The organism is Roseibium sp. RP-7 (genome assembly GCF_053005225.1).
This window is the reverse complement of record NZ_JBRKQA010000002.1, coordinates 561,047-586,583: the sequence shown is the minus strand read 5'-3', so window position 1 is coordinate 586,583 and position 25,537 is coordinate 561,047. Positions and strand designations below refer to the sequence as shown.

Genomic DNA, 25,537 nt, shown 5'->3' with positions numbered 1-25,537 from the left:
GCGTCTGATTTGATTAGAGGAACAGTTCGCCCCGAGCGACAAGCGTCGCCTGACCGCCGATCCTGACCGCATGCATCTTGCCGCCCTCGATGTCGATTTCCAAGTCGATCAGGGATGGCCGTCCCATCTCGAAACCCTGCTCGATGCGGATATGGTGCGTGCCGTTGGGAAGGTCGTCGTAATAGTCGACGACACCTGCGAAAGCCGCTGCGGCAGAACCTGTCGCGGGATCTTCGGGAATGCCCATGTCGGGCGCAAACAGGCGGGCGTGGAAAGCGCTGTCATGGGAGCGGGTTTCGCGGCAATAGACATAAGCGTCCGTATTGCCGTTCTTGCCGAAGCCCGCGTTCCACATGGCCGGTACCGGTTTGGCGCGCGCCAAGGCATCCAGATCGCGCACCGGCACGAAGGTGAACGGAGGGCCCACGCGGAAGCGGGAGGGGCCATGGTTCTCGAACCCGATGTCACTCGGCTCCAGGTTGAGCGCGGCGGCGATCAGTTCGACGTTGTGGGTCGGTCCGGCGGGTTCCGGCAGGCTGGGAACGTCGAACTCGGCAAAGGCGGCGGCGTGCTCGCGCAGGATGACCGCGCAGCGAACGGTGCCGATCTGCTGCTTCAGAACAACAACGGCATCCTGCTCGCCCGAAATATCACCGAAGCGTTCCGTTGCCAGAAGGATGGCGGTACCGACGGTCGGGTGTCCGGCGAACGGCAATTCCATCTTGGGAGTGAAGATCCGTATGGTGGCAGAATGCCCGGGCTTTTCGGGCGGGAAGACAAAGACCGTTTCGGAAAGATTGAACTCACCGGCGATCTTCTGCATCTGCTCGTCGCTCAGCCCCTCGGAGTCCAGAACCACCGCCAGGGGGTTCCCGGCAAGGCTCGTGTTCGTGAAGACATCCAGGATCGCGTAGCGGCGGCTCATACTTCTCTTCTCCCTGTCGCCGCCTGCCGGCCTTCAAACGAAGTCAGGCGAGGGGCTCAAACGTTGTAAAACAACCAACCTGTCCGCATCGGACGGCCCGCGCAAACCACGGTGCCGGCTTCAAAGGTGAGCGGACTTTTGCATTTTCAGGCAAGTCCTGCCAGTGCTTAGTGCGCATTCTTGGTGAACAAAATATTGCCGTTCCCGGCCGTCTCGCCGAGTGCCCTTCATGGCAGCAGATATTTGCCGAGCGAACGGGCGTAAGGCACGATGGCACTGTCCTCAAGGTCCGCGCGCGTGCGAATGATGCGCATATCGGCAAGCTCCTGTTCTTCCGACGCCTCTGAAAAACGCAGGATCTCCGTGCGCAACTCTTCCGCAGGGCGGGGGACATCCATCACCTGGCCGATGGAAATCCGCCAGCCGTCGAATGTCACCAGCAGCTCGGCAGGCTGGACGTCGTCTCGTTTGAGGCCTGTTTCCTCTTCAAGTTCCCGGTAGATCGCCCCGACAACGTCGACCTTGCCATCTTCGGTCAGGTCGGTCGGGTCGAGATTGCCTCCGGGAGGGTAGATCATGCCCGCCGTGGCGGTCTTTCGAGACATGACACCATAGAGCAGTGCGCCCTCGGCGGACCTCAGGATGGCGGAGCCGAAGAGATTGAACGAGCTTGCATCGGGCGCACCCCAGTCGCGCCACGCCAGGAAAGCGGCAAAGGAACACTCCGCGCAGGTGCCGTTAAAGGTGCCATCCTTGAACTCGAACCCGGTCAACTTCATGGTTCGGCCATTCCAAAGCATGGGAATGCGCTTCCTGGCTTCCTCGAAATACGCATCGATCGCATCTGCATGCTTCGTTTCGAAAGCCCAGGGTTTGTCCGAAACCTCGATGTTCAGCGCTTCCACCCGGTAGACCGCAGGTGCCAGCGGTTTTTCCATCAGGGGGATTTCCCCGCCGGGCGACATCTCGCTTGGTCGTGTCGCCATCGTCCGAAACCCGCGCTTTTCGTAAAAGGGGCCCGCGTTGGCGTCGCTTTCCAGATAAAGCCGGCTCAATCCCTGTCGGTGGGCATGATCCTCCGCGCGCTTCAGCAGAAGGTCGCCAATGCCCTGACGCTGGGCTTCAGGGGCAACGAACAGGAAATCGACAAGCAGCGTATCTTCGCTTTGGGGCGAGAGCCCGGAAAAGGCTATGGGCTGACCGTCCCGCTCTGCAACAGTGAGCGTCAGCGACTGGATGGTTGCCTCGGAAATTCGCCAGTAGTCGCGAAACTCTGCCATCTTGTCCTCCGGATAGCCCCAGGAGGCCTTGGCGCGATGGAGGATATCGGTGAGAGCAGGGGCGTCGGCCTCTGTGGCCGGGCGGAGTTTCAATGGCATGGGCTGTCCAGATCGATTGTATCCCGGACAGCCCTAGCCAGACTTTGTGAAAGTTACAAGGCAGCAGGTTCTTTTCAGCCCTACCGGATAAATGTGCCGTTCTGCAGTTCGGTTACCGCCTGGATCAGCTCCTGGCGGGTGTTCATCACGATGGGGCCGTGCCAGGCCACGGGTTCCTTGATCGGTGCGCCGGAGACCAAAAGGAAACGGATGCCTTCCTCGCCTGCGTGAACGACGATCTCGTCACCGGAGCCGAAGATCACCAGAGAACGGTTGCCGGTCTCGTCACGGATCTTCAGTTCCTCTCCGCCGAATTCCTTTTCCGTCAGAACCCCGAACGGGTCGGATGCTCCTTCGAACGTGCCGGAGCCTTCGAAAATGTAGGCAAAGGTCTGCTTGTAGGTGTCGACCTTGAAGCGTTTCTTGTGACCTGCCGGCACATGGATGTCGAGATATTGCGGATCCGCGGCAATGCCGTCGACCGGGCCGCGCTTGCCCCAGAACTCGCCACAGATGATCCGTGCGGAAGTGCCGTCGTCATCGGTCACAACCGGGATCTCGTTCGACGCGACATCCTGGTAGCGCGGAGCGGTCATCTTCAGCGAGGACGGCAGGTTCGCCCAGAGCTGGAAACCGTGCATGCGGCCATTGGCGTCGCCCTTGGGCATCTCCTGATGCATGATCCCACGCCCTGCTGTCATCCACTGGACGTCGCCCGCACCCAGGTTGCCGCTGTTGCCCAGGCTGTCACCGTGTTCAACGGTGCCGGCCAGCACGTAGGTAATGGTTTCGATGCCGCGATGGGGATGCCAGGGAAAGCCCTTCAGATAGTCCTCGGGACGTTCGTTGCGGAAATCGTCCAGCAGCAGGAAAGGATCCAGCATTTCCGGATCCTGAAATCCGAACGCTCGCTCCAGCCGGACGCCGGCGCCTTCCATGGTTGATTGTGTGCTGCCGATGTGGGTTACGGGGCGGATGGACATGACTTGGTTCCTGATGCGGATTTACTTTGAGGGAAAGATAGCGGCTCGCAGGGCAAAACCTAGTCTTGGCTCTGCAGACGCAGTGTTTCGAAAGACGAAACAGTGATGTCGTCATCCGGATAAGGCCCGACCGGACGGTGGCTTACGGCCAAAGGGTTGCATCTTGCGGACGGTCCGCCCACATGCAAGTGTGCACGCCTGTTTGGCCGTCTGGTCAAATCCCCAATTCCGAACCGGTTGAAACGATGGCCCCGATACTTTCCGTACGCGACCTGGAAAAAACCTATGAAGGTGGCTTCCAGGCTCTCAAATCCGTGTCTCTGGATATCCAGCAAGGAGAGGTGTTTGCGTTGCTCGGGCCGAATGGCGCCGGGAAGACGACATTGATCAGCACGATTTGCGGCCTGGTGCGGCCGACCTCCGGCAGTATTCACGTGTGCGGCCATGACGCCTTGAGCGAGTACCGCGCTGCCCGGCAGATGATCGGTCTGGTACCTCAGGAAATGCCGACGGCGCCTTTCGAAATGGTCGGTGATACCGTCGCCTTCAGCCGCGGCCTGTTCGGCATGAAACCCGATCCGGCACGGATCGAGAGCATTCTCAAGGACCTGACGCTCTGGGAAAAGCGCAACAACCCCATCATGGCCCTGTCCGGGGGCATGAAACGCCGCCTGCTGGTCGCCAAGGCGCTGGCGCACGAGCCGAAGATCCTGTTCCTGGACGAGCCGACAGCCGGTGTGGATGTGGAACTAAGGCACGACATGTGGCGCATCGTTGGGGAGCTCAAGCAGAAGGGCGTCACCATCATCCTGACCACCCACTACATCGAGGAGGCCGAAGAAATGGCCGATCGTGTCGGGGTGATCAACAATGGTGAGATCATCCTCGTGGAAGAGAAGGCAGAGCTCATGCGCAAGCTCGGGCGCAAGTTGCTGTCGCTCAGCTTGACGGAGCCACTCATCGAGATTCCCGGCAGTCTTGCCCGCTACGATCTGAAGCTCGAGGATGACGGCCGCAGCCTGGTCTACACCTACGATACCCAGGCTGACCGGACTGGCATCACATCGCTTCTGACCGATCTCTCCCAGTCCGGCGTGCGTTTTCACGATCTGCAGACGGATCAGTCGTCGCTCGAGGACATCTTCGTCGGTCTGGTCAGTCAGGGATGAGGCGGCGATGGACACCGGTTTCACCATTCGCAAGGCGACACTGAACGACTGCACGGCACTGACGGACCTGTGCATGCGCTCCAAGCAGTCGAACGGCTATGACGACGCTTTCATGGCCATGTGCGCCGAAGAACTCAAGGTCCGCGACAGCTGGATCGAGGAGCACGATTTCTGGCTGGCGCAGGACGCAGACGGTGAGCCGGTCGGCTGTATCCGGCTGTCCATGGAAGACGACGGCGAAACAGGGGAACTGGAGACCTGTTTTGTCGACCCTGCCTGGCAGGGACGCCGCGTCGGCCGGGCGCTGTTCGAAGCGCTTCACGAAAGAGCGCGGAGCCTTGGTCTGGTGAGGATCGGTCTCGATGCGGATCCTTTTGCAGAACCTTTCTATGCCCGCATGGGCTTCAAGACCATTGGCCGGTCTCCATCCGGCTCGATCCCGGGGCGCACGTTGCCCCGAATGGAACTCATTCTGATTTCGGGGCAGCAGGGCACATGAATTTCGAAGCGATCAAAGTCATCTACCTGGCCGAAATGGCCCGCACCCGCCGCACGATCATGCAGAGCATCATCTCGCCGGTGATTTCCACGGTGCTCTATTTCGTTGTCTTCGGGGCAGCCATCGGCTCTCGGATCTCCGAGGTCGACGGTGTCAGCTACGGCGCCTTCATCGTGCCCGGGCTGATCATGCTGTCCCTGATGACACAGAGCCTCTCCAACGCCTCCTTCGGCATCTATTTCCCGCGGTTTACGGGCACGATCTTCGAGGTGCTGTCGGCGCCCGTGTCGTTCCTGGAAATCACCGTTGCCTATGTCGGGGCGGCGGCTACGAAGTCGATCCTGGTCGGGTTGATCATCCTGATAACGGCGAGTTTCTTCGTTCCGCTGGAAATCCAGCACCCGGTCTGGATGGCCGCGTTCTTCCTCTTGACGGCTGTTACATTCGCCTTGCTCGGCTTCATCATCGGCATCTGGGCCGACAATTTCGAAAAACTGCAGTTTGTACCGCTGTTGATTGTCACGCCTCTGGCTTTTCTGGGCGGCAGCTTCTATTCCATCAACATGTTGCCGGATATCTGGCAGAAGATCACGCTGATCAACCCGGTGGTCTACCTGATTTCCGGGTTCCGCTGGAGCTTCTATGGTCAGGCGGACGTCAGCCTTTGGTTGTCGCTGCTGGCAACGATGATCTTCCTCGGCGGTTCACTGGCCGTCATACATTGGATTTTCAAGACCGGATACCGCCTGAAGGCTTGAGGTATCCGGCCGAAACGCGAGTTTAAGAGAGCGGGAATGCGTGCGTCTGTCCTTTTGAAGAAGGCTTCGATCTTCGTTCTGGCCGGGTTTCTGGCCGCCTGTCAGACGGGGCAGGGGCCAGCCCCGGCGCCCGTTACAAGTGCAGCGCCTGCCGTTCAGACGGCACCTCTTCCTGCCGTTGCCTATGCGCCGGAAACGGCAGTTGAGCGCGGGTTCTCCGCGCTGGTGCTGAATGCGTCGACCGGCGAAGAGCTTTATGCGGTCGATGCGGATGCACCGCGGTATCCCGCTTCGCTGAGCAAGATGATGACGCTCTACCTGCTCTTTGATGCGGTTTTGCAAGGGCGTTACACGCTTTCCACCCCCTTGAGCGTTTCGGCCAAGGCAGCATCGCAGCCGCCGGCAAAGATCGGCATCAAGGCAGGGTCGACCATCACGGTCGAGCAGGCGGCAAGGGCGCTTGCGGTCAAGTCGGCCAATGACGTCGCCATCGCCGTTGCCGAAAATCTGGCCGGTAGCGAAGCGGCCTTCGCTCGGCAGATGACGTCCCAGGCGCGGGCTCTTGGCCTGTCGCGTACCCGTTTCGTCAATGCCACGGGCCTGCCGGATCCCGCGCAGGTGTCGTCGGCGCGTGACATGGCAGTGCTTGGTCTCGCCCTGAAGCGGCGGTTCCCACAATACGGCAGCTATTACCGGGCCAAGTCGTTCGACTACAACGGCCGCACCTTCCGGGCCACCAACAACCTGGTCGGCAAGGTTGCCGGTGTGGATGGTCTGAAGACGGGCTATATCCGCATGTCCGGCTACAATCTGGTCGCGACCGCCAACCGTGGCGGGAAGCGACTGATCGTCGTCGTCATGGGCGGGGCGAGCGAGGCGGCGCGGGACAAGGAAGTGACGCGGCTGATCGAAGCCTATTCCTGAGCGGCCCGCAAAGGTTCGGCTGGTATTGCTCCGGAAACCTTCTCGACAACCGAGACCCGATTGCGTCCGGTCCGTTTGGACAGGTAGAGGCTCTCATCGACTGTCTTGAGCAACTCGGCTGACGGCAGCTGGCTGCCGTCGCCGTGATAGACACCTGCCGACGCCGTCAGGTTGAAGTCCTGCGGTGCGAATTCGAACCGCAGGTCGGAAATGCGCTCGCGCAGGCGATCGGCAACCCGGAAGGCGTTCTCGCGCGAGATGGACGGCAGAAGCACCGCGAATTCCTCGCCGCCGAGGCGGGCAAAGCAGTCGTTCTGGCGCAGATGCGCCTTCACTTCCGAACAGACCTTCACAAGCGCTTCGTCGCCTGCAACGTGTCCGAACCTGTCGTTCACCTGCTTGAAGTGATCGAGGTCGAAGTGGACCAAGCCGAAGTCGTCCTTCTGCGTTTCCTGCAGGAGGCTTTCCAGACGTGTCTGAAACTCCCTGCGGTTGAAGGCGCCGGTCAGGGGGTCGCGTCGTGCCGCTTCCCGGTTCCGGTTCGCCACGAGCTCGAACGACAGCGCAAGGGAGAAGGCGCCGGTCAGGCTGACGAAGACGAGTGCGCACATCAGGTGAATGTCGACAATCAAGTCGTCGATCATGCCGGGCCCTTGCGGGCCGCCGGAAACAAGTCCGTGCACTGTGCGCAGCACACCTTCGGCAGCCAGAAAGAAGAACGCCAGGATGAGGCCGATATTGGAAATCAGACCCCGGAACGGCCTTGACGCGTAGACGGTAATGGTTGCGACGGACAGCAGCGTGAACACCACGTTGGAGGCCATGTACGCAAGGGCGTAGTTGGAAAGCAGATACGCGCAGCCTGCGACGATGCCGTAGGCAAAGGCGGGCGCGACAACATTGCTGAGCTTGCTCGGCATATCCGCCAGAAGGCGTGCCGCGTGCCAGTGACAGCCAAAACCGAGCAGCAACAGGGTGTTGGGGAGCAGATAGGCGACCAGGGGCGGCAGCATGCTGCTGAGCGCAAAGCAGACCAGAGACGACGCCAACAGTGTATTTGCAGCGGCCCAGCTCAACCAGTGAGCACGCGGACTGGTCTGCAGGGAAATGGCCAGGAAGCAGATGGCAAAAATCGACAGCAGAAGCACATTTGCCGAAAAGAGTGTCGATAGATCCATCAAGGCAGTCTCCGGAACCGGTCCCTCAATCTCACAAAGGATAGTGATTACGTTACGGGATAGGGTCTTGCAATCCGGTTAGCCGCGATAAAAAAACTTTTATCAAATAGGGAATTCAACGCTTTGGTCCCGTTTACGATACCTGTGAAATTTGCGGAGGCAATGCGGCATCTTTGGGGCGGCTGGGCGGATGTGGTCGCGGGCGGCTTATTTATAACGCCCGCATCCGGATTTCTATTTGACGACCTGCAGGAACCGGCAAAAAGAAACCCCGCTGTTGCCAGCGGGGTCTCGTTTCGGGTCGATGGGGCGAACCTTGTTAGTTCTTGGTCTTGTCGACGAGCGCGTTGGACTTGATCCACGGCATCATGCCACGGAGCTTTTCGCCAACTTCCTCGATCTGGTGTGCGTCGTTCAGGCGGCGGGTTGCCTTGAACTTGGCAGCGCCTGCACGGTATTCCTGCATCCAATCGGACGTGAACTTGCCGGTCTGGATGTCTGTCAGGACGCGCTTCATTTCCGCCTTGGTTTCCGGCGTCACGATGCGCGGACCAGTCACGTACTCACCCCACTCTGCAGTGTTGGAGATGGAGTAGTTCATGTTGGCGATGCCGCCTTCGTAGATCAGGTCGACGATCAGCTTCACTTCGTGCAGGCACTCGAAGTAGGCCATTTCCGGAGCGTATCCGGCTTCGACCAGGGTTTCGAAACCAGCGCGGATCAGTTCGACGAGACCGCCGCACAGAACAGCCTGTTCGCCGAAGAGGTCGGTTTCGCACTCTTCCTTGAAGGTGGTTTCGATGATGCCCGAACGGCCGCCGCCAACGCCACAGGCGTAGGACAGGCCGAGGTCATGGGCATTGCCGGAAGCGTCCTGGTGAACAGCGATCAGGCACGGCACGCCGCCACCCTTCATGTATTCGCCGCGCACGGTGTGGCCCGGGCCCTTCGGTGCAACCATCAGAACATCAACGGTCGACTTTGCCTCGATCAGGCCGAAGTGAACGTTGAGGCCATGTGCGAAGGCGATTGCAGCGCCGTCACGGATGTTGGCTGCGATGTGGTCCTTGTAGATGTCGGCCTGCAGTTCGTCCGGGGTTGCCATCATCATCAGGTCGGCCCAGGCAGCGGCGTCAGCCACGTTCATGACCTTGAAGCCGTCAGCTTCTGCCTTCAGAGCGGTCGTGGAGCCCTCGCGCAGGGCAACGGCGATCTCCGTGCAGCCGCTGTCCTTGAGGTTCATGGCATGGGCGCGGCCCTGCGAGCCGTAGCCGATGATGGCGACTTTTTTGGACTTGATCAGGTTAAGATCAGCATCACGATCGTAATAAACGCGCATGGGTTCCTTTCTCCCGTCTGCATTCTGTCGTTTGAAGGCCGGTTTTCCGGTCTTGATTGGTTCTGGTGTTTCCCAGTGGTTCCGAAGGTTCGCGGCGATCAGGCCCCGAACAGACGGTAAAAGCGATCGACGGCCACTTCGGCCTGCGATTTCAGGTCCTTCTCGGCAGGACCGGCGGTCTCACCCAGAAGGAGGCGGATATGGACGTCCCGAATGGCAAGGCCGTAAAGCACCTGGTAGGCGTCTACGGATTCGTCGAATTTCAGAAGGCCGTGGCGGCGGCCGCTGTCCAGCATGGCGCGCGCGCGGGCGGAAATCATGTGTTTGCCGCGCACAAGCAGAAGCTGGCCGAGGCGGTTGGAATTGGTGTTGGACTGGCCGATCGACAGCCGGTTCAACGCCAGCGAGGTTTCTGAAAACAGGACACCCAGCAGGGCTTCGACAAAGGCCGTCACATGTGCCCGGAACGTCGCCGCATCGGCGGTGGCGCCGGCCTCGGAAGGAAACTGAACCTGGCTGGCCTGGAAGGCGACAACCGCAGCCAGCAGGCCGTCACGGTCGCCGAACCACTTGTAGAGGCTTTCCTTCGAGCAGCTTGCCGTGCGGGCTAAGCCTGCCGTCGTCAGCGCCTTCTCTCCACCTTCGACCAGCAGCGTCAGCGCATGTTGCAACACCACCTGCTGGCGCGGCGAAAATTCGGGCGCTGCATCCGGGCGGGAGGTGGCAATATCGTAAGCGGTCGCTGTCATGTCTCAGGTCGGATCGTTGATTGTCAGTAGGGAACCGTACGGTACGGTTCGGGTGTGGTTATGGCACCGGCGGCAGGGCAGGTCAAGGGTAATTTTGCACCTATTCGGCGTAGGTGCGTATCTGGGCAAGCACTCTGGAACGCGCGCTTCAAAGCGTAATCGGAGTAGACGTTTACGCTTACTTCAAGTTTGGCTTGCGTCTCGAAGAAAGTGCGGATTAGATTTTCGTATTCAATTTTGTTGTCCTGTTTTTTCTTGGGTGTCTTTGAGATGTTGATCATCAGAAAACTCATTGCCGGGCCGTTGTTGCTGGCCTTTCTTTTCTTGGCTGACACCAGTGCAAGCGCTGCACCTCGGGTAACCGCAAAGATCGATCTTTCCGAACAGCGGCTTTATTTGTACGTCGACGGGCGTTTGCGAAACAAATGGCCGGTTTCGACGGCACGCAAGGGATATCGCACACCAACGGGAAGCTGGCGCCCGACCCGGCTGGAACGCGACTGGCACTCGCGCAAGTACAACTGGGCTCCCATGCCCTATTCGGTCTTCTTTCTCGGCGGATACGCCATACACGGCACCAACGATCTCAAGCGGCTGGGCCGTCCTGCCTCGCACGGATGCATCCGGCTTCATCCCAAGAATGCCGCTCAGCTTTTCAATCTAGTGCGAAAGGTCGGCCGCGCCGACACGAGGATCGTGATCACGCGGTGAGTTGAGGGGGCAATTCATCCGTTGCTACCACCGGCCGTATTCATGAACAGCCTGTGTGGGCACAGGTTGCATGGTTTTGGCGTGGCGGCTTACCCTTCAGGAACCTTCTGGGTGATTCCCCTTCTGCAAAGCGGAGGCCATCGTGACCGCCTGCTCGAATTTCTGTCGATGCCTGTCAGCTGCCCTTGTGCTGTGCCTTTCGATTTTTCTCGCGCTGCCGGCATTGGGGCAGACGGCGGAGGGGGACGACAATCCGCCGCTGCCGGGCTCGCCGGTCAGCGTTGGCCTCTATATCAGCCCGCCCTTTGTCATGGAGGAAGAGCCGGGTGTCTATTCCGGCATGGCGGTGGACCTTTGGGAAGCACTGGCGCAGAAAAACGGAATTCTCTACGAATATCGGCTCTTCCCGACCATCCGGGAGCTGGTGGATGCAGCGGCGGACAAATCCATCGGTATTGCCGTCACCAACCTGACGATCACCCGCAAGCGTGCCGACAGGATCGACTTTACCCAGCCCTGGTTCGATGCGGGCCTGCGCATTCTCGTGCCTGACAGTCAGGGAGCGAGTTTCAGCGAGGTGATAACGGGCCTGCAGGAATCCGGTTACCTGAGAGCCTATGGCTGGCTGGCGCTTGTGATCGTGTTTGCAACGGCTCTGATGACGCTGTTCGACCGGCGTTTCGACAAGAACTTTCCCCGGGGCTGGCCGGAAGGCGTGTCGGAGAGCTTTTATGCGGTCATGTCCGTGGTGACATCCGGCAAGGCGCCTTCACGCAAGAACCTGTTTGGTTGGCCAGGCCGCATCTGGCAGGCGCTCTGGCTGGTCTGCGGTATTGCGGTGATGGCCTATGTGACCTCGTCGGTGACCAGCGTCATGACAACCCTTTCACTCACGAACCAGATCAACAGTGTTGCCGATCTGCCGGGCAAGAGTATCGGCGTCTTCGCCGGCAGCGTGGCCGAGGAGTTTGCAGAAGCATCCGGTTGGTCGCACCGGTCATTTGACGACATCGAAGGTGCAGTCGCTGCTCTGCGCAATGATGAGATTGACGCCGTTGTGGGCGATGCGCCTGTCCTTGAGTATTACGCTCACAGTCACCCGCGGGCGAATGTCGAGGTGATCGGCCCGATCTTCGAACCGGACAAATACGGCTTTGCCCTTGCGCACGGCAGTCCGTGGACACGGCCGTTGACGCTGGAATTGCTGACGGCGCATGAGACGGACATGATCGAGCAACTGCGCGTGCGCTACTTCGGCGACGAGCGCTAGGAGCCATTCCCTAGAGCTGTGGCTGCGCGGCAGCCCTCAACCAGTCAACGACAATGGCGGCCGTTTCCCGGTTCCGGCTGCGGTGCGACAGCACGGCATGATAGGCGTTGTTTGGCTGCAGCGGCGGCAGACCAGCAGGGACCAGCAGGCCGTTTTGTACGTGGTCACCGGTGATCGAGCGCCAGCCGAGCATGACCCCGTGGCCCGACAAGGCCGCCTGGGTGGCCTGGACATAGTTGGAAAACCGGAGGCCTTTGGCCGAACCGGCAGCCTTTTGCCCCGTGCGGGCTAGATACTCCTGCCAGGAAATCCAGCGGCGATCGCTGGTATCCACATGGATCAGGAAGGCCGAAGCCAGGCTGCCGCCATCGGCGCGGATACGCTCGGCAAGGGAAGGGGCGCACACGGGCTCAACCAGCTCGCGGAACAATTGTTCGACCGTGCCGTCGTCCCAGCGGCCGTCGCCATAGCGCATGGCGATATCGGTCCCCTGGCCAAGCCGGGGGACCTCCTGCTGCGTGGTGTGAACGTTCACCGGGATTTCCGGGTGGTCCAGATAAAACGCCTCAAGCCGGGGCATGAGCCAGTAGGTGGCGAAGCCGACGGTGCAGGCAACAGTGACAGAGGCACTGGCGGGATCGGCAAGTGTCTGGATGTCGTTCAGGGCTTCGCTCAGCCGTTCGCGGTTTTCGATCACTGCTTTCAGCAGGATCTCACCAGCGGCAGTGAGGCCGGCCGGCCTTGTGCTGCGATCGATCAGGGCGGTGCCGACGTGTTCTTCCAACTGTCGCAAGGACTGGCTGATCGCCGACATGGATACATTCAATTCGCCCGCCGCCGCCTTGGTGCCTCCCGCGCGTTGAACCGTCTCGAAGACGGTGAGCAGCCTGAGCGGGGGGAAGCGGAGCATTTGTCTGTCCAAGTTAAGTGAATGCTTAAGTTAAGTTTCGATTTTATCGCCTTTCCAAATCGCCAGTGCAAGAGCAACTTCACAGAAAGTAACTGGAACGCAGAGCTTTGCGGTGACTTGTGCGAAGTGTCTGCAAGGCTGATGAGCTAAACTTAAGGACGGATCTGATGCTTGGAACTGGTGATGCAGGTGTGTTGCTGCAGGAAAAAGGCCTCGATGTGCCGCTGAGCAACGGGCAAACCGCCTATTTCAATTACTACTGGCTGCGCGACAATTGCCCGAGTTCCTTCGACCCGGAAACCCGCGAACGCGTCAACGACATCTTTGCCCTGGACGAAGCGCCAAAAGCAGCCTCGGCCGCCATCGTGGGAGGCGATCTGGAAATCGCCTGGGCCGGCACAAACGACGTCTCCCGACTGCCGCTGTCCCTGCTCAATGCCTATTCCAATGGCGAAAAGCGCCCCGATATCGCCAACCTTCAAAGAGTGCCCTGGTACGCTGACCACTATCCGAAGATGGCCCGTTTTTCCTATGACGAGGTTACCAACGACACCGCGCGTCGGCGCGACTGGGCCAAGGCGATGCTGACGGATGGTGTCGCGCTCTTGACCGGCTTGCCGGATACGGATGAAGCGCTCACCGATACGGCCGGCCTGATCGGCTATGTGCGTCCGAGCTACTTCGGCCTGACGTTTGAAGTAAAAACCCACATCAAGCCGACCAACCTTGCCTTCACTGCCAAGGCCCTGCCGCTTCACACGGACTTGCCGGACGAAGATCTTGCGCCGGGCGTGCAGTTCCTGCATTGCCGGGCCAATTCGGTCGAGGGCGGCAACAGCATCTTTGTGGACGGACTGGCTGTCGCCGAAGACTTCCGCAAGGCCTATCCGGAAGACTTCGAACTTCTGATCACCGTGGATGTGCCCTATTTCTGCGAGCATGACACGTTCGACATGCGGTCCCGCCAGCGGGTGATCGAGCTGGATGAGCACGGCAATATTTCGGGTGTCACGATCAGCCAGCACCATGCCGATATCTTCGATATGCCGCAACACGAACTCGACCGTTACTACCCGGCCTTCTGCCGCTTCGGACGGATGATGCGGGACGACAAATACCTGATGCGGTTCCGTCTGAATGCGGGCGAATGTATTGTCTTCGATAATCACCGCATCGTGCACGGTCGCGCTGCCTATTCGGCAACCAGCGGCAATCGGCACCTGCGTGGCTGCTATACCGACAGGGGCGAGCTGCGCTCCACTTACCGGATCCTGTCCGGGGAAGGACGTTTCAAATGAGTGTCGTTACGGATGTACGCTTCGGGGCTGACCCGGACCGGCAAAGCGAACAGGCCCTGCGGGAAGACCTCGCAGCTGCCTTTCGTCTGGCGGTAAAATTCGGCTGGAGCGAATCCGTCGGCAATCATTTCAGTGCCGCGGTTTCCGAAGATGGTTCGAAATTCCTGATGAACCCCAAATGGCGACATTTCGGGGAAATCAGGGCCAGCGACCTGTTGCTGCTCGATGCCAATGATGACACCGTGATGGCGGGCGAAAATGCCCCGGACCCATCCGCCTGGTGCATTCACGGAACGGTTCACCGGGAAAATCCCAAGGCGCGAGTGCTGTTCCACTGTCACCCGCCCAATGCGACCGCGCTGGCGACGCTGCAGGATCCGTCGATGAAACCGATCGACCTGAACACCGCCCGTTTCTTCGGCAAGGTTGCGGTTGATCTCGGCTTCGGCGGCATGGCTGACGAGGCGGAGGAGGGCAGGCGGATTGCCGAAACACTCGGCGACAAACCGGTTCTTGTAATGGGCAATCACGGGGTGTCGATTTCCGCCGTTACTGTCGCTGAAGCCTTCGAGCATCTCTATTTCTTCGAACGGGCTGCTGAAACGCTATTGAAAGCCTATGGGACCGGTCAGCCGCTGGCTATCATGTCGGACAACCTGGCCGCCAAGACGGCTGCCGAATGGGAGCCCTATGTTGGCATGGGCTATGCCCATTTCGACTATTGGAAGCGTGATCTTGACCGGAGCGAGCCGGATTACCGCAACTGAGATCCATCGATGCCGACTTGCCTTCGCCTCTCCAATGCGGGGAGGCGCAATGCATTTGGGCAAAGCATAGCAATCCTTCTTGGTGTCGCCCCGGACAAACGCAGCGCAGATCCGGGGCCTTTTCGCAACGCACATAGCGGCATCGCGTGAGCTGGAAATCAGATGTCAGTGCGAGCTTCAGCGAGCTTCTGATCATTGATCATCTTTCAATTTTGAGCAGGAGCGGCGTTGTCGCAAAATATGTCTGCGTTCGGATCAGCGTTCGGCTTCCGCCTCACTTGTCCGGAATGACGGGCGGGCAAATATTCCTGCGATAAACCGCCAAAACTGGAGAAATCTCACCTGTAGTAGCGACCTAATACCCGTTCAAACCCGCGGACTGCTAGCCTTTCTCCATCGCAATTTGCCAAGCTGGAGGACAGAGCATGAGCGCGAAGAAGATCCTGATGATCACGGGCGATTTCACCGAAGATTATGAGACCATGGTGCCGTTTCAGACGTTGCTTGCCATGGGTTACGCGGTCGATGCGGTATGCCCCGGCAAGAAGGCCGGCGAGACGGTCGCCACCTGTATCCACGATTTCGAAGGTGACCAGACCTATTCGGAAAAGCGCGGCCATAACTTCACGCTGAACGCGACCTTCGCCGATGTCGACGTTGCCGGTTACGATGCCCTGGTAATCCCGGGTGGACGGGCTCCGGAATATCTGCGTCTTGATGCGGCTGTCATCGATGCCGTGAAGCATTTCATGGACGCGGCCAAGCCCGTTGCCGCAATCTGTCACGGCGCTCAGATCCTGACTGCAGCCAAGGTGATCGAGGGCCGCACCGTTTCGGCTTATCCGGCCTGCCGTCCGGAAGTGGAGCTTGCAGGCGCCACCTATGCCGAGATCGCAATCGACGGCGCCGTGACCGACGGCAACCTTGTTACCGCTCCTGCATGGCCGGCGCATCCGGCATGGCTGTCGCAGTTCCATGCGGTTCTGAGTGGTGCGGCCGAGGGTTCCCTGGCTGCCTGAGGCAAACAAACGGTGCGGGCCAACAAATTGCCCGCACCATCAACTCCGTTTGCCTTGTCCGAGAAAACGCAAGAGTGGTGCCCCGAAGGGGGCGCGACAAGTCCCGGGCCCGCCACTTACACGCTACCTGACCTCTTTCCCGCACGCGGGAAGCGGACTAGGCTGAGTTCTAATAACGGGCGTTGATATACCGAGACAGCTCCGCGATTTCAGCTCGCCAGTCCGTCACGAAGGAAACATCATGTGCAAGCTCTTCATCGAGGCAGATTCCACGCTTTGGGAAAGCACGACAAAGTCGCTGCGCATTGACGGCATGGTGACATCGGTGCGGCTGGAAACCTTCTTCTGGAAGGTTCTGGACGAGATCGCCGGACGGGACGGCATGAATGTGGTGCAACTGATTACCAAGCTTCACCACGAGAGCATCGACGCGGGGCATGATCTCGGAAATTTCACAAGCTTCCTGCGCGTTTGCTGCGGGCGATACCTGGCCTTGCAGCTGTCTGGCGATGTGCCGACCGACAAGCGCCTGCCCATCGCGGGCCTGGATGCGGACGGTATTCTGGAAGCCGAAACCGGCCGTATTCATTGAGACATGCGCTGAAATGAGTTCAGGAGCTTTCCCTGGTCATCCCGGCCGAGCACCACGCTGCCGGGATGACTGATCCTGTGCTGGTGACACAGCGCCTTGTCAGGCAGCCGCTTCTTGCGAAAGCGCCAGACGCATGTCTTCGGCGACCGCGACCGGGCCTGCCTCGGTCGGGACCTGGAAGAGCCCCAGTTTCTTCGTGACCTTGCCCAGCAGCACCGATGCCGTCATCCAGACCAGGAGCGGAGCGACAACCAGTGGCAGGGCAACAGGTAGCAGCCAGTAGAACATCTCCGGCGCATAGGTGTGCGAGAAGGCGATTGCACCGGCGCCTGCAATGCTCATCCACCAGGTGGCGGAAAACGCCGCGGTGATCGGCAGCGAACCGTCGTCCCGATCGGCTGTCGGCCAGCCGCTGTCAGCACCCGTCAGCACCTGAAACACCGAGCGGCAGTGAAACATCATGTGGATCGGCGCAAGGATCGAGGTCAGCAGGATTTCAAGAAGAAAGCTGATCAGAAGCCGCACCGGGCCGCCGAAGTCCGCCGAGTTGCCGCCAAAGAGCGCCCGGGCAACAAGCAGCAGCTTGGGCAGGATCAACAAAGCCACCAGACCGAACAGCAGGGCGAGCGCCGTGGTCGTTTCCGGATGCGGAAAGACCGGGAATGGCGAATGACCGTCGAAGTAGACCGGGGGCGGAGCGACCAGCGGAGCCGCAAGGCTTGCCAGCAGGAAGATGCACCAGATCGGCGAGGCCAGGTAGGCAAAGACACCTTGCAGGATCGAAATCCGGCTCCAGAAGCGGAAGCGTGGGGCCGCCAGAATGCGGCTGTGCTGCAGGTTGCCCTGACACCAGCGCCGGTCACGCTTGGCGTAGTCGACCATGTTGGCGGGGGCTTCCTCGTAGGAGCCCGTCAGGTCCGGGTCGAGACGGACCTTCCAGCCGTCGCGCGCCAGGAGCGCAGCTTCAACGGTGTCATGGCTGAGGATGTGACCACCAAAGGGCGGTTTGCCGGTAAGCGGAGCCATGCCGCAGGCAGCTGCAAATGCGCGGGTGCGGATCAGCGCATTGTGTCCCCAGAAGGTGCCTTCCTCGCCCTGAACGGCGGCAAGGCCGCGCGCGAAGTAAGGCCCGTAGAGACCGGTCGCGAACTGCAAGAGGCGTCCGAACAGGGTGGAAAGTCCGATGATCTGCGGCAGCGACTGCAGCAGCCCCAGGCGCGGATCGGCTTCCATGCGCCGGACCATTTCCAGGATGGTCTTGCCATCCATCAGGCTGTCGGCATCAAGCACCAGCATGTAGTCGTAGGCACCGCCTGATGTCGTCAGGAAGTCGGCAATGTTGCCTGCCTTGCGGCCAATGTTCTGTTCGCGCCGCCGATAGAACAGGCGTCCGCCGGCGTTCTGGCGAACAAGCAGTCGCTCATAGGCACGCTGTTCTTCCTCGCCGACATCCGCCTTGGTGGTGTCGGACAGGACGAAAAAATCGAAGCGGTCCGCCGCGGGCAGGGCGGCAACCGATTTCATGATGGCTTCCAGGCGGGCGAACACCGGACCGGTTGCTTCGTTGTAGATCGGCAGAAGAACGGCGGTGCGACCTTCGGGCAAAGCTTCTGCAGTTGCCCTTTCCTCAGGCGGAAACAGGATGCCGAAGAGAGCGATACATCCGCCCCAGGCCAGCCAGAAGCTTGCTACCGCCATCAGCGCGATGCGGACGATGTCCAGCCAGTCGAAACCGTCCGACTGGACAACAATGGCAAACATGTACGAAGCGCCCGTGGTCAGGCACAGGGCGATCACTGCCATGGCCAGCCGCCGGAAGGCCGTCGACCAGGCTTCGGAGCTGGCCTTCTTCATGTCAGCGGTCCTTGGCTGGAACCGGAACGCGCTTCAACTGCGGAGCAAGCGGCTGCACGGCCCGTTGCCACAGGGCGACAAGCGGGGCAAAGCGCACGGCCAGTGGCGGGTTGAGGTCGTGATGGGGCATTTCCAGCCCGTGACGGGGTGCAGGCACCGGCAATGTTCTGATGAAGGCAGCCCGGTCTCGCGGCGTGCCGGCAAAATGGTCGATACCACGGCGCGTGGCGGCAGAACCGGACAGAACGGACAAGAGGACGTCGTCGCCAAGGTCGGGCCGCTTCAGGACAGTCCTGATTTCTTCAAGCAGCTTACTGTCGGCAAAAAGGGTCGGACTGGTCGTCTGATCGATACTCACATGCGATGTCATCTGTTCCCACTCCACTGATACATCCAGGTTTCCGTTACATCGGTGCCGTCGAGTTGCAGGGCGAGAATGAACTCGACCGGTATTTCCTCGTCGTCCCGTGCGATATCGAGCACGGCACGCCAGCTGCCGCTTTCCAGCCGCTGGACGAACTGATGCTCCACCTTGCCGTTCTGCAGGGTCAGTCTCGGTGTCAGAGGAGCTTCCGCACCCATGTCACCCAGATTTCCGCCGGCAAATTCCACGACGAACTTGCGCAGTTTCGGGTCCGGATCCGAGGCGGCCGCGCCACCATGCCCTGTACTGGTCGCGATTACCTGTGCCAGCTCGGTTCCCGGTTCCGGTTCACGGCCCCAGATCATCCGATAGGCAAAGCGATGTTCGGAGCCTGCCTTGGCGCCGTTTTCCGGCACCCAGCAAGCAACGAGGTTGTCGTAGATCTCTTTTTCGGCCGGGATTTCCGCCAGCATGACCTGGCCGTTGCCCCAGTCGTTGATCGGCTCGATCCACAGCGACGGGCGGCGCTGATACTTGGCTTCCGTGTCCTGGTAATGATCGAAATTCCGGTCCCGCTGCAACAGGCCAAAGCCTGCCGGGTTCTCCTCGTTGAAGAAGGACAGGGCAAGCTTTTCCGGATTGCGGGCCGGCCGCCACAGACGCTGGCCATTCTGGCGCAGGATCAGGAGACCGTCATTGTCATGAACTTCCGGGCGATAGTCGTCGAAGTTGGTGCGGTCGTTCTCGCCGAACAGATACATCGAAGTCAGTGGCGCAATTCCGAGGCGTTCGACATCGTCGCGCAGGAAAATGTGCGCATCCACTTCCACAACCGTGTTGATGCCCGGCTTGATCGTGAACTGGTAGGCACCGGCAACGCGCTCGCTTTCCAGTTCGGCATAGAGCCGCATTTCGGCAGCGCCGTCCGTCGGCCGCTCCAGATAGAACTTCGTGAAACGTGGAAACTCTTCCGGTCCGGCGATGGCCGTATCGATCGCAAGTCCGCGTGCGGACAGGCCGTAGACGTTGCCCTTGCCGAGCGCACGGAAATAGCTTGCCCCCAGGAACACCACCAACTCGTCGAAATACTCCGGAGTGTTCAGCGGATGGTGCAGGCGGAAGCCGGCGATACCCGGCAGATCCACATCCTTGAATTTTTCCGGATCCAGCGGCTCGCGATACTCAAAGTCCGCGCCGGTGAAGTGCAGTTCGCTGATATTGCCGTCGACGATCTCATAAAGTTCCACCGGCTCCTTGTAGAGCCAGCCCGGGTGGAACGCCTGAAGCTGATAGTTGCTGCCGGTGTCCTTCCAGACGGACTTGTCGGGATTGAACCGGATTGCACGATGCTGGTCATAATCGAGATTGGCGAGGATTTCGGGAAGAGCCGGTACATCGGGCGCAAATGCGTTCCCGGCCTTTTCTTTCATGCGCTCGACGAGCGCGGAAAAGTTAAACTCTTCGCCTGCCGCAAAGGCTCCGCCTGTTTGTGCAGGTGCGGTATTCTCTGCTGCGAGTGCAGTGCGGATGTCCGCGCCTGCCAGAGCACCGGCCGCCAGGGCCGTTGCCGATAAAAACGTGCGCCGATTGATCACGACGATTGGCCACCTTGTTGAAATTAAAGTGTTCTTTTTGGTTCACTTTTGAATGAGCACGCGCACTGCAGCAATTTTATGGAGAAAACCGGTCCAAAAAATGGCATTCCTGTGCAATGCAACATCGTACGCTTGTTCGTTCGACTTTCAAACGTCCAAACAGCCGGTTGGTTTCATATTTTTTTGAAAAAAGTTCCGCTCAGATGCCGATTGTAATCAGCCGGGCGACGTAACTTCCGATTGCCATGGCCGATGTGAGGCCGGGGGATTCGATTCCGTAGAGCGTGACCAGACCCGCAAGGCCATGATCTGACGGCCCATCAATTCGGAAATCGGCCGCAGGTTCACCCGGACCGGCGATCTTGGGCCGGATGCCGGAGTAGTCTGGCAAAAGTGCATCGTCCGGCAGGCCGGGCCAGTAGCTGCGGATGGCGGCATAGAACTTGTCGCCCCGGGCGGGATCCACCCTGTAGTCGGCAACCTCCACCCATTCGACATCCGGACCGAAGCGTGCCTGGTGCTGCAGGTCGAGTGTCAGGTGAACACCGAGCCCGCCGGGTTCCGGCACGGGGTAGATGAGCTTGGAAAAAGGAGCCTTGCCCTGAAGCTTGAAATAACTGCCTTTTGCGAGGTAGGCGGCCGGTGGATTGGCACCCTCAAGCCCGGCAGCCAGGGCAGGTGCGCCGTGGCCTGCGGACAGGATCAACTCCTTGCAGGTGAGGGCATAGGTTTCCGTTCCCTCCGTTTCCGCATGCACCCGGTAACCGCCATCAGCCAGGCGCTCGAGGCGCGCAACTCTCGTGTTCAGCACAACCTGACCGCCGTTAGCCTCGAGCTCTCCCTGGAGAGCCAGCATGAAACCGTGACTGTCGACGATGCCTGTGGAGGGGGAATGCAGTGCGCCGATGCAGGCAAGCTCCGGTTCGGCTTCGTTCAGGCTGTCCTGGTCCAGGAATACGAGATCTGTAACGCCGTTTTCCGCCGCTTTGCTACGGATTGACTGCAGTTGCTCCAACTGATCGTTATTGGACGCAACGATCAGTTTTCCAATCTGCTCGAAACCGACGCCATTCTCGGCACAAAACCGGTAAAGCCGTTCTTTGCCCTCCACACAAAACCGAGCCTTCAGGCTGCCCGTGGGATAGTAGATGCCCGCGTGGATGACTTCCGAATTGCGGGCGCTGGTTTCCGATCCGATCAGGCCATGCTGTTCCAGCACCATGACCTCGCGGCCGGTCAGCGCCAGCTCACGTGCAATCGCAAGTCCAACGGCACCGGCACCGATAACGAGGGTTTCAATGTCATGCATGGTGTTGCCGGCAATCCTGGTCGCGCGTTCTTTTCCTTGTCAGCCCGTCATGCCACGGCTTGCTCCAGACGTCGATGCTGGAATTGCGGATGGCAACAAAGGCCTGGAAGTCAAATCAACGAACTTCGCTCTGCCTTGGATTGAAACCCATAATCCACGCTCCGTTGTTGCCGGGCTCGACCCGGCAATCCATCCGGTTCGTATGAGGAGCCGCAAGCATCAGCGAATAACGATGAAAGGGCGCGGCTTCAATGCCACGTTTGAGCCATGTCGTGACGATGGAGCGACGTTTGCTCCAACCCAGTTCACGCCAGGAACATGCTCTGGCGCGGACTGCCGGCTCAAAGCGACGGCAATGTTATGGTCAGGCTGTGACGGACCGGAGAAAATCGGGTGTGCAGCCCCGGGCCGATGAAAGGTCCGGGGCGCATATCAACAAACGGGATCAGTTCCACCAGGCTTCCGGTGAGAACGAGCCGGCGGCATCTTCGATGACCTGACCGACCTGGAACAGGGTGCTTTCCTCAAAGGGTTTGCCGATCAGCTGAAGACCGAGCGGCAGGCCATTGTTGTCGAGGCCAGCCGGGACGGAAATGCCTGGAAGACCGGCCATGTTGACGGTCACGGTGAAGATGTCGTTGAGGTACATTTTCACCGGGTCGGAATGAAGATCCTGGTCGGCAACGCCGAAGGCGGCGGACGGAGTTGCCGGGGTCAGGATCGCGTCGACGCCGTTTTCCCAGGCCAGGTCGAAGTCGCGCTTGATGAGGGTGCGAACCTTCTGGGCCTTCAGATAGTAGGCATCGTAGTAACCGGCGGACAGCACATAGGTGCCAATCAGGATACGGCGCTTGACCTCTTCCCCGAAGCCCGCTGCACGGGTGTTCTCGTACATCTCGACGATGTCCTTGCCCGGAACGCGAAGGCCGTAGCGCACACCGTCGTAACGGGCGAGGTTCGAGGAAGCTTCCGCCGGTGCCACGATGTAGTAGGCCGGCAGGGCGTATTTGGTGTGCGGCATCGCAATGTCGACGATTTCCGCACCGGCGTCCTTCAGCCAGTCGATACCCTTCTGCCAGAGCGCTTCGATGTCGGCAGGCATGCCGTCCAGACGATATTCTGCCGGAATGCCGATCTTGAGGCCCTTCACGGATTTGCCGATGGCCGCTTCATAGTCCGGCACAGGCAGATCGACCGAGGTGGTGTCCTTGGCGTCGACGGAGGCCATGGATTTCAGCATGATCGCGCTGTCACGAACGGTGTGAGCAATCGGGCCGGCCTGGTCGAGCGAGGAAGCAAAGGCAACAACGCCCCAGCGGGAACAACGGCCATAGGTCGGCTTGATGCCGACAGTGCCAGTGAACGCGGCTGGCTGACGGATGGAGCCGCCGGTGTCGGTTGCGGTGGCACCCATGCACATGCGGGCGGCAACGGCGGCGGCAGAACCACCGGAAGACCCGCCGGGGACGAGATCCTGGTTCGAGTTCTTCTTCCGCCATGGGTTGATCACCGGCCCGTAATAGGAGGTCTCGTTGGAGGAGCCCATGGCGAACTCGTCCATGTTCAGCTTGCCGAGCATGACCGCGCCGTCGGCCCACAGGTTGGACGTAACGGTGGATTCATAAGCGGGTTTGAAGCCGTCCAGAATGTGGCTGCAGGCCTGGGTGTGTACGCCCTGGGTGGCGAAAAGGTCCTTGATGCCAAGAGGGATGCCTTCCAGCGCACCGCCTTCGCCCTTGGCAAGCTTGGCGTCGGATGCCTTTGCCATGTCGCGCGCCTTGTCGGTGGTCACGGTGACATAGGCATTCAGCTTTTCATTGGCGGCTTCGATGTTCTTGATGAAGGCATCGGTCAGTTCCAGGGACGTGTAGTCCTTGTTTTTGAGGCCTTCGCGGGCCTCGGCAATGGTCAGTTTGGTCAGATCGGTCATGGATTTGAACTCTCAGGCGGCCGCCAGCGGCCGGGAATAGAAGATGGAATAGGGACTGTCGGGATAATCGAGCACCGGTCCGCAGCGGCTGAAGCCGGCTCGTTCATAGATGCGCCAGGCTGCCGGGTGTTTGTCGCCGGTTTCCAGAACGAGCATGGAAATGCCCTCCCGGGTTGCCAGCTCAATGATCCGGTCCAGAATGCTGCTTCCCAGGCCGAGGCCCTGAAAGGTCGGTCTGGTGTACATGCGCTTGACCTCGGCAATGCCGTCAGCGTGCCGGTGCAGGGCACCGCAGGCAGCTGCCTTGCCGTCAATCCGTGCAACGAAGACAGTCGTTGCCTCGCCGGACATCTCTTCAGCCGTCATGTGGTAGCAGGCCTCGGGCGGGCTAAGTGTCAGCAGCAGGTCGTTCAGCTCGGCAATCATCTCACCCATGTCGGCAGACAGGGGCGTTTCGACGGCAATAGCTGGAACGGGTGCGATCATCCGGGTTGGTCCGCTTATTCGACGACTTTCGGCACCATGAAGAAATTATCTTCGGAGGCCGGTGCGTTCAGGGTGATGTCGGCAGCCTTGTTGCCGTCGGTCACGCCGTCGGCGCGCTTTTTCATGGTCTGTTCAACCACGGACGTCAGCGGTTCGACGCCGGAAATATCGACTTCGTCCAGTTGCTCGACAAAGCCGAGAATGGCGTTCAATTCGCCAGTCATGCGGGTCGCGTCTTCTTCGCTCACCTTGATGCGCGCCAGCCGGGCAACGCGTTTCACCGTATCGGTATCAACAGACATGTGTTCCTCGTCGTTACTGGTGCCTGAAGCGGAAATCCGCTCATGGCTTGCGCTCTTCTTGCGGCGGCCGCGCGGGGAAGGCAAGAGCGCAGGCTTGCCTTGCGGGAGAAATAAGAATAAATCGGTACCAATGGGAACCGAAATAGGAATTTGCACGTGATCCAGTCTTGCGAAACGATCCGGCCATTGCCGATGGCGGCCATCGTCTATCTGGCTTTCGAACCAGCCTGGCTGGCGCTCAGCCGCAAGGAAAGAGGCGAGATTGCCGGCCAGATCGGCACAATCCTGGCGCGTCATCCAGAGGTTGCTTTCGAATGGTTTGACGCCGATGCCCTGGCTGGCGGGTTTTCGGATTTCGCGATCTGCCGGTTTTCCGACATGCGCGCCTATCATCACTTGTGGGAGGAACTGCGCGACACGGTGATCTTCTCAAAACCCTATGCGCGGATCGTCAACGTGACCACCGGCATCGAGAATGGCTTTCAGGACTACGAGGCAAATCTTCAAAGTGCTGTGGTTGCGGAGGCTGGAGATGCCTGAGGAAGGCAATGCCGGCCGGCCGCGGGAGGGCAGGGTCAGCAAGGCGCTTCTGGAGGCCACGCTGATTGAGCTTGCCGAAAACGGCTACGAAAAGACGACGATTGCCGCCATTGCGGCGCGAGCGCGCACCAGCAAGCAGGCGGTCTACCGGCGCTATGCGGACAAGGGGGCGCTGATTGCGGCGTCTGTCGAAGCAGCTCTTGCCAGCGTAAACCCGGCACCGCCTCAGCGGGGCAGCGTTGCGGAGGATCTGCGGCAGTGTCTGTCGAACACCGTTGCGGCCTTGCAGGATACCGCGTTGGGCGCGGCGGTTCGGGCACTGGTTCCCTATCGAAGCAGGCCGGACCTTGCCGGCGTCCTCGATGAGGCGGAAGCTGCCAGACGTCTGGTCCTGCGGCAGATCTTCATCGCGACCCCGTTCGAAGCTGACATGGAAGCACGGATCGACTTGCTTCTCGGCCTCATCTATTTCCGCCTGCTGATCCGCAATATCAGGATCGAGACGAGGGACATAGAAACGGCCATCTATCTGGTGCTGGGGCTGGTGGCACCGCGCCAACCCGTACCACGCCCGGATCTGCCGGGCCTCCCCGGATTGTGAAGACAGCCGCCATCACGATTTTCTCGCTCGCCGTTAGCGGCTCTGTGATCAAGGGTGATTGGCCAAATTCTGCGGCAGAAGACATG

Annotated in this window: 26 protein-coding genes; 12 read left to right on the top strand and 14 right to left on the bottom strand. The window is 60.0% G+C overall.

Features of this window, described 5'->3' with window-relative positions; all coding sequences use genetic code 11:
* Positions 1-13: 13 nt before the first annotated feature.
* The 3 genes from ACVDG9_RS17405 to ACVDG9_RS17395 form a co-directional block, all read right to left on the bottom strand.
* Positions 14-925: a PhzF family protein gene (locus ACVDG9_RS17405; RefSeq protein WP_152510119.1), complete on the bottom strand. Its 912-nt coding sequence runs from the start codon at positions 923-925 to the stop codon at positions 14-16.
* 227 nt (positions 926-1,152) lie between these two features.
* Positions 1,153-2,304 (bottom strand): GNAT family N-acetyltransferase, encoded by a 1,152-nt coding sequence (locus ACVDG9_RS17400; RefSeq protein WP_447238558.1) that lies wholly within the window; start codon positions 2,302-2,304, stop codon positions 1,153-1,155.
* 80 nt (positions 2,305-2,384) lie between these two features.
* The gene (locus ACVDG9_RS17395; protein WP_297836513.1) at positions 2,385-3,287 is read right to left on the bottom strand and encodes a pirin family protein; all 903 of its coding nucleotides are present in this window, start codon (positions 3,285-3,287) and stop codon (positions 2,385-2,387) included.
* 245 nt (positions 3,288-3,532) lie between these two features.
* Here ACVDG9_RS17395 and ACVDG9_RS17390 point away from each other — a divergent pair, with 245 nt between their 5' ends.
* Genes ACVDG9_RS17390 through ACVDG9_RS17375 form a run of 4 tightly spaced genes read left to right on the top strand, consistent with a single transcriptional unit; the run spans position 3,533 to position 6,637 of the window.
* Positions 3,533-4,456, top strand: a complete 924-nt coding sequence (locus tag ACVDG9_RS17390) for an ABC transporter ATP-binding protein (protein WP_152510122.1) — start codon at positions 3,533-3,535, stop codon at positions 4,454-4,456.
* 7 nt (positions 4,457-4,463) lie between these two features.
* Positions 4,464-4,955 carry a GNAT family N-acetyltransferase gene (locus ACVDG9_RS17385; RefSeq protein WP_447238557.1) on the top strand — a complete coding sequence of 164 codons (492 nt, stop codon included), beginning with the start codon at positions 4,464-4,466 and terminating at the stop codon, positions 4,953-4,955.
* Positions 4,952-5,713 (top strand): ABC transporter permease, encoded by a 762-nt coding sequence (locus ACVDG9_RS17380; RefSeq protein WP_023000553.1) that lies wholly within the window; start codon positions 4,952-4,954, stop codon positions 5,711-5,713. The genes ACVDG9_RS17385 and ACVDG9_RS17380 overlap by 4 nt, the downstream gene beginning before the upstream one ends.
* A 36-nt stretch (positions 5,714-5,749) precedes the next feature.
* Positions 5,750-6,637 (top strand): D-alanyl-D-alanine carboxypeptidase family protein, encoded by an 888-nt coding sequence (locus ACVDG9_RS17375; RefSeq protein ID WP_447238556.1) that lies wholly within the window; start codon positions 5,750-5,752, stop codon positions 6,635-6,637.
* Here the strand turns inward: ACVDG9_RS17375 and ACVDG9_RS17370 are convergent.
* The 3 genes from ACVDG9_RS17370 to ACVDG9_RS17360 form a co-directional block, all read right to left on the bottom strand.
* Positions 6,628-7,815 (bottom strand): GGDEF domain-containing protein, encoded by a 1,188-nt coding sequence (locus tag ACVDG9_RS17370; protein ID WP_367020720.1) that lies wholly within the window; start codon positions 7,813-7,815, stop codon positions 6,628-6,630. The two genes, ACVDG9_RS17375 and ACVDG9_RS17370, sit on opposite strands and share 10 nt — an antisense overlap.
* 319 nt (positions 7,816-8,134) lie before the next feature.
* Positions 8,135-9,154, bottom strand: a complete 1,020-nt coding sequence (gene ilvC / locus ACVDG9_RS17365) for a ketol-acid reductoisomerase (protein ID WP_006935853.1) — start codon at positions 9,152-9,154, stop codon at positions 8,135-8,137.
* A gap of 98 nt (positions 9,155-9,252) precedes the next feature.
* Positions 9,253-9,903 carry a TetR/AcrR family transcriptional regulator gene (locus ACVDG9_RS17360; RefSeq protein WP_447238555.1) on the bottom strand — a complete coding sequence of 217 codons (651 nt, stop codon included), beginning with the start codon at positions 9,901-9,903 and terminating at the stop codon, positions 9,253-9,255.
* Positions 9,904-10,173: 270 nt separating this feature from the next.
* On the opposite strand from ACVDG9_RS17360, the gene ACVDG9_RS17355 reads away from it, so the two are divergent.
* Positions 10,174-10,614: a L,D-transpeptidase gene (locus tag ACVDG9_RS17355; RefSeq protein ID WP_447238554.1), complete on the top strand. Its 441-nt coding sequence runs from the start codon at positions 10,174-10,176 to the stop codon at positions 10,612-10,614.
* A gap of 142 nt (positions 10,615-10,756) precedes the next feature.
* On the top strand, positions 10,757-11,884 hold the full coding sequence (locus ACVDG9_RS17350) for a transporter substrate-binding domain-containing protein (protein WP_209169655.1): 1,128 nt from the start codon (positions 10,757-10,759) through the stop codon (positions 11,882-11,884).
* 10 nt (positions 11,885-11,894) lie between these two features.
* Here the strand turns inward: ACVDG9_RS17350 and ACVDG9_RS17345 are convergent, their stop codons facing one another.
* Entirely contained in the window at positions 11,895-12,794 is a 900-nt protein-coding gene (locus tag ACVDG9_RS17345) for a LysR substrate-binding domain-containing protein (protein ID WP_447238553.1), read from the bottom strand.
* Positions 12,795-12,961: 167 nt separating this feature from the next.
* On the opposite strand from ACVDG9_RS17345, the gene ACVDG9_RS17340 reads away from it, so the two are divergent.
* The 4 genes from ACVDG9_RS17340 to ACVDG9_RS17325 all read left to right on the top strand — a co-directional run bounded on the left by ACVDG9_RS17340 (position 12,962) and on the right by ACVDG9_RS17325 (position 16,470).
* The gene (locus tag ACVDG9_RS17340) at positions 12,962-14,092 is read left to right on the top strand and encodes a TauD/TfdA family dioxygenase (protein ID WP_023000560.1); all 1,131 of its coding nucleotides are present in this window, start codon (positions 12,962-12,964) and stop codon (positions 14,090-14,092) included.
* Complete coding sequence (locus ACVDG9_RS17335) at positions 14,089-14,859, top strand: class II aldolase/adducin family protein (RefSeq protein ID WP_447238552.1); 771 nt, start codon at positions 14,089-14,091, stop codon at positions 14,857-14,859. Before ACVDG9_RS17340 ends, ACVDG9_RS17335 begins: the two co-directional genes overlap by 4 nt.
* A gap of 425 nt (positions 14,860-15,284) precedes the next feature.
* Positions 15,285-15,878, top strand: coding sequence for a DJ-1/PfpI family protein (locus tag ACVDG9_RS17330; protein WP_447238551.1), 594 nt, complete (start codon positions 15,285-15,287; stop codon positions 15,876-15,878).
* Positions 15,879-16,119: 241 nt separating this feature from the next.
* A complete protein-coding gene (locus tag ACVDG9_RS17325; protein ID WP_023000563.1) occupies positions 16,120-16,470 on the top strand; it encodes a ribbon-helix-helix domain-containing protein in 351 nt (116 codons plus the stop codon).
* Between the two features lie 99 nt (positions 16,471-16,569).
* Here the strand turns inward: ACVDG9_RS17325 and mdoH are convergent, their stop codons facing one another.
* The 7 genes from mdoH to gatC form a co-directional block, all read right to left on the bottom strand.
* On the bottom strand, positions 16,570-18,324 hold the full coding sequence (mdoH, locus tag ACVDG9_RS17320; protein WP_023000564.1) for a glucans biosynthesis glucosyltransferase MdoH: 1,755 nt from the start codon (positions 18,322-18,324) through the stop codon (positions 16,570-16,572).
* A 1-nt stretch (position 18,325) separates the two neighbouring features.
* Positions 18,326-18,694 (bottom strand): hypothetical protein, encoded by a 369-nt coding sequence (locus ACVDG9_RS17315; RefSeq protein WP_152506049.1) that lies wholly within the window; start codon positions 18,692-18,694, stop codon positions 18,326-18,328.
* The gene (locus tag ACVDG9_RS17310) at positions 18,691-20,283 is read right to left on the bottom strand and encodes an OpgD/OpgG family glucan biosynthesis protein (protein ID WP_447238550.1); all 1,593 of its coding nucleotides are present in this window, start codon (positions 20,281-20,283) and stop codon (positions 18,691-18,693) included. The genes ACVDG9_RS17315 and ACVDG9_RS17310 overlap by 4 nt, the downstream gene beginning before the upstream one ends.
* Positions 20,284-20,482: 199 nt before the next feature.
* Positions 20,483-21,592: an NAD(P)/FAD-dependent oxidoreductase gene (locus tag ACVDG9_RS17305; RefSeq protein WP_447238549.1), complete on the bottom strand. Its 1,110-nt coding sequence runs from the start codon at positions 21,590-21,592 to the stop codon at positions 20,483-20,485.
* 445 nt (positions 21,593-22,037) lie between these two features.
* Positions 22,038-23,522, bottom strand: coding sequence for an Asp-tRNA(Asn)/Glu-tRNA(Gln) amidotransferase subunit GatA (gatA, locus tag ACVDG9_RS17300; RefSeq protein ID WP_209169649.1), 1,485 nt, complete (start codon positions 23,520-23,522; stop codon positions 22,038-22,040).
* Positions 23,523-23,534: 12 nt separating this feature from the next.
* Positions 23,535-24,008 carry a GNAT family N-acetyltransferase gene (locus ACVDG9_RS17295; protein ID WP_168684492.1) on the bottom strand — a complete coding sequence of 158 codons (474 nt, stop codon included), beginning with the start codon at positions 24,006-24,008 and terminating at the stop codon, positions 23,535-23,537.
* A gap of 14 nt (positions 24,009-24,022) precedes the next feature.
* Positions 24,023-24,310 (bottom strand): Asp-tRNA(Asn)/Glu-tRNA(Gln) amidotransferase subunit GatC, encoded by a 288-nt coding sequence (gene gatC, locus ACVDG9_RS17290; protein ID WP_152506052.1) that lies wholly within the window; start codon positions 24,308-24,310, stop codon positions 24,023-24,025.
* A gap of 156 nt (positions 24,311-24,466) precedes the next feature.
* Between gatC and ACVDG9_RS17285 the strand changes: the two genes are divergently transcribed.
* Entirely contained in the window at positions 24,467-24,850 is a 384-nt protein-coding gene (locus ACVDG9_RS17285) for a darcynin family protein (RefSeq protein WP_168684490.1), read from the top strand.
* Complete coding sequence (locus ACVDG9_RS17280; RefSeq protein WP_209169648.1) at positions 24,843-25,451, top strand: TetR-like C-terminal domain-containing protein; 609 nt, start codon at positions 24,843-24,845, stop codon at positions 25,449-25,451. Before ACVDG9_RS17285 ends, ACVDG9_RS17280 begins: the two co-directional genes overlap by 8 nt.
* Positions 25,452-25,537: the final 86 nt, after the last annotated feature.

Bases quoted from the DNA above. Each gene is read 5' to 3' on its own strand.
- ACVDG9_RS17405 (WP_152510119.1), bottom strand. From the start codon at position 925: ATGAGCCGCCGCTACGCGATCCTGGATGTCTTCACGAACACGAGCCTT.
- ACVDG9_RS17400 (WP_447238558.1), bottom strand. From the start codon at position 2,304: ATGCCATTGAAACTCCGCCCGGCCACAGAGGCCGACGCCCCTGCTCTC.
- ACVDG9_RS17395 (WP_297836513.1), bottom strand. From the start codon at position 3,287: ATGTCCATCCGCCCCGTAACCCACATCGGCAGCACACAATCAACCATG.
- ACVDG9_RS17390 (WP_152510122.1), top strand. From the start codon at position 3,533: ATGGCCCCGATACTTTCCGTACGCGACCTGGAAAAAACCTATGAAGGT.
- ACVDG9_RS17385 (WP_447238557.1), top strand. From the start codon at position 4,464: ATGGACACCGGTTTCACCATTCGCAAGGCGACACTGAACGACTGCACG.
- ACVDG9_RS17380 (WP_023000553.1), top strand. From the start codon at position 4,952: ATGAATTTCGAAGCGATCAAAGTCATCTACCTGGCCGAAATGGCCCGC.
- ACVDG9_RS17375 (WP_447238556.1), top strand. From the start codon at position 5,750: ATGCGTGCGTCTGTCCTTTTGAAGAAGGCTTCGATCTTCGTTCTGGCC.
- ACVDG9_RS17370 (WP_367020720.1), bottom strand. From the start codon at position 7,815: ATGGATCTATCGACACTCTTTTCGGCAAATGTGCTTCTGCTGTCGATT.
- ilvC (WP_006935853.1), bottom strand. From the start codon at position 9,154: ATGCGCGTTTATTACGATCGTGATGCTGATCTTAACCTGATCAAGTCC.
- ACVDG9_RS17360 (WP_447238555.1), bottom strand. From the start codon at position 9,903: ATGACAGCGACCGCTTACGATATTGCCACCTCCCGCCCGGATGCAGCG.
- ACVDG9_RS17355 (WP_447238554.1), top strand. From the start codon at position 10,174: ATGTTGATCATCAGAAAACTCATTGCCGGGCCGTTGTTGCTGGCCTTT.
- ACVDG9_RS17345 (WP_447238553.1), bottom strand. From the start codon at position 12,794: ATGCTCCGCTTCCCCCCGCTCAGGCTGCTCACCGTCTTCGAGACGGTT.
- ACVDG9_RS17340 (WP_023000560.1), top strand. From the start codon at position 12,962: ATGCTTGGAACTGGTGATGCAGGTGTGTTGCTGCAGGAAAAAGGCCTC.
- ACVDG9_RS17335 (WP_447238552.1), top strand. From the start codon at position 14,089: ATGAGTGTCGTTACGGATGTACGCTTCGGGGCTGACCCGGACCGGCAA.
- ACVDG9_RS17330 (WP_447238551.1), top strand. From the start codon at position 15,285: ATGAGCGCGAAGAAGATCCTGATGATCACGGGCGATTTCACCGAAGAT.
- ACVDG9_RS17325 (WP_023000563.1), top strand. From the start codon at position 16,120: ATGTGCAAGCTCTTCATCGAGGCAGATTCCACGCTTTGGGAAAGCACG.
- mdoH (WP_023000564.1), bottom strand. From the start codon at position 18,324: ATGAAGAAGGCCAGCTCCGAAGCCTGGTCGACGGCCTTCCGGCGGCTG.
- ACVDG9_RS17315 (WP_152506049.1), bottom strand. From the start codon at position 18,694: ATGACATCGCATGTGAGTATCGATCAGACGACCAGTCCGACCCTTTTT.
- ACVDG9_RS17305 (WP_447238549.1), bottom strand. From the start codon at position 21,592: ATGCATGACATTGAAACCCTCGTTATCGGTGCCGGTGCCGTTGGACTT.
- gatA (WP_209169649.1), bottom strand. From the start codon at position 23,522: ATGACCGATCTGACCAAACTGACCATTGCCGAGGCCCGCGAAGGCCTC.
- ACVDG9_RS17295 (WP_168684492.1), bottom strand. From the start codon at position 24,008: ATGATCGCACCCGTTCCAGCTATTGCCGTCGAAACGCCCCTGTCTGCC.
- gatC (WP_152506052.1), bottom strand. From the start codon at position 24,310: ATGTCTGTTGATACCGATACGGTGAAACGCGTTGCCCGGCTGGCGCGC.
- ACVDG9_RS17280 (WP_209169648.1), top strand. From the start codon at position 24,843: ATGCCTGAGGAAGGCAATGCCGGCCGGCCGCGGGAGGGCAGGGTCAGC.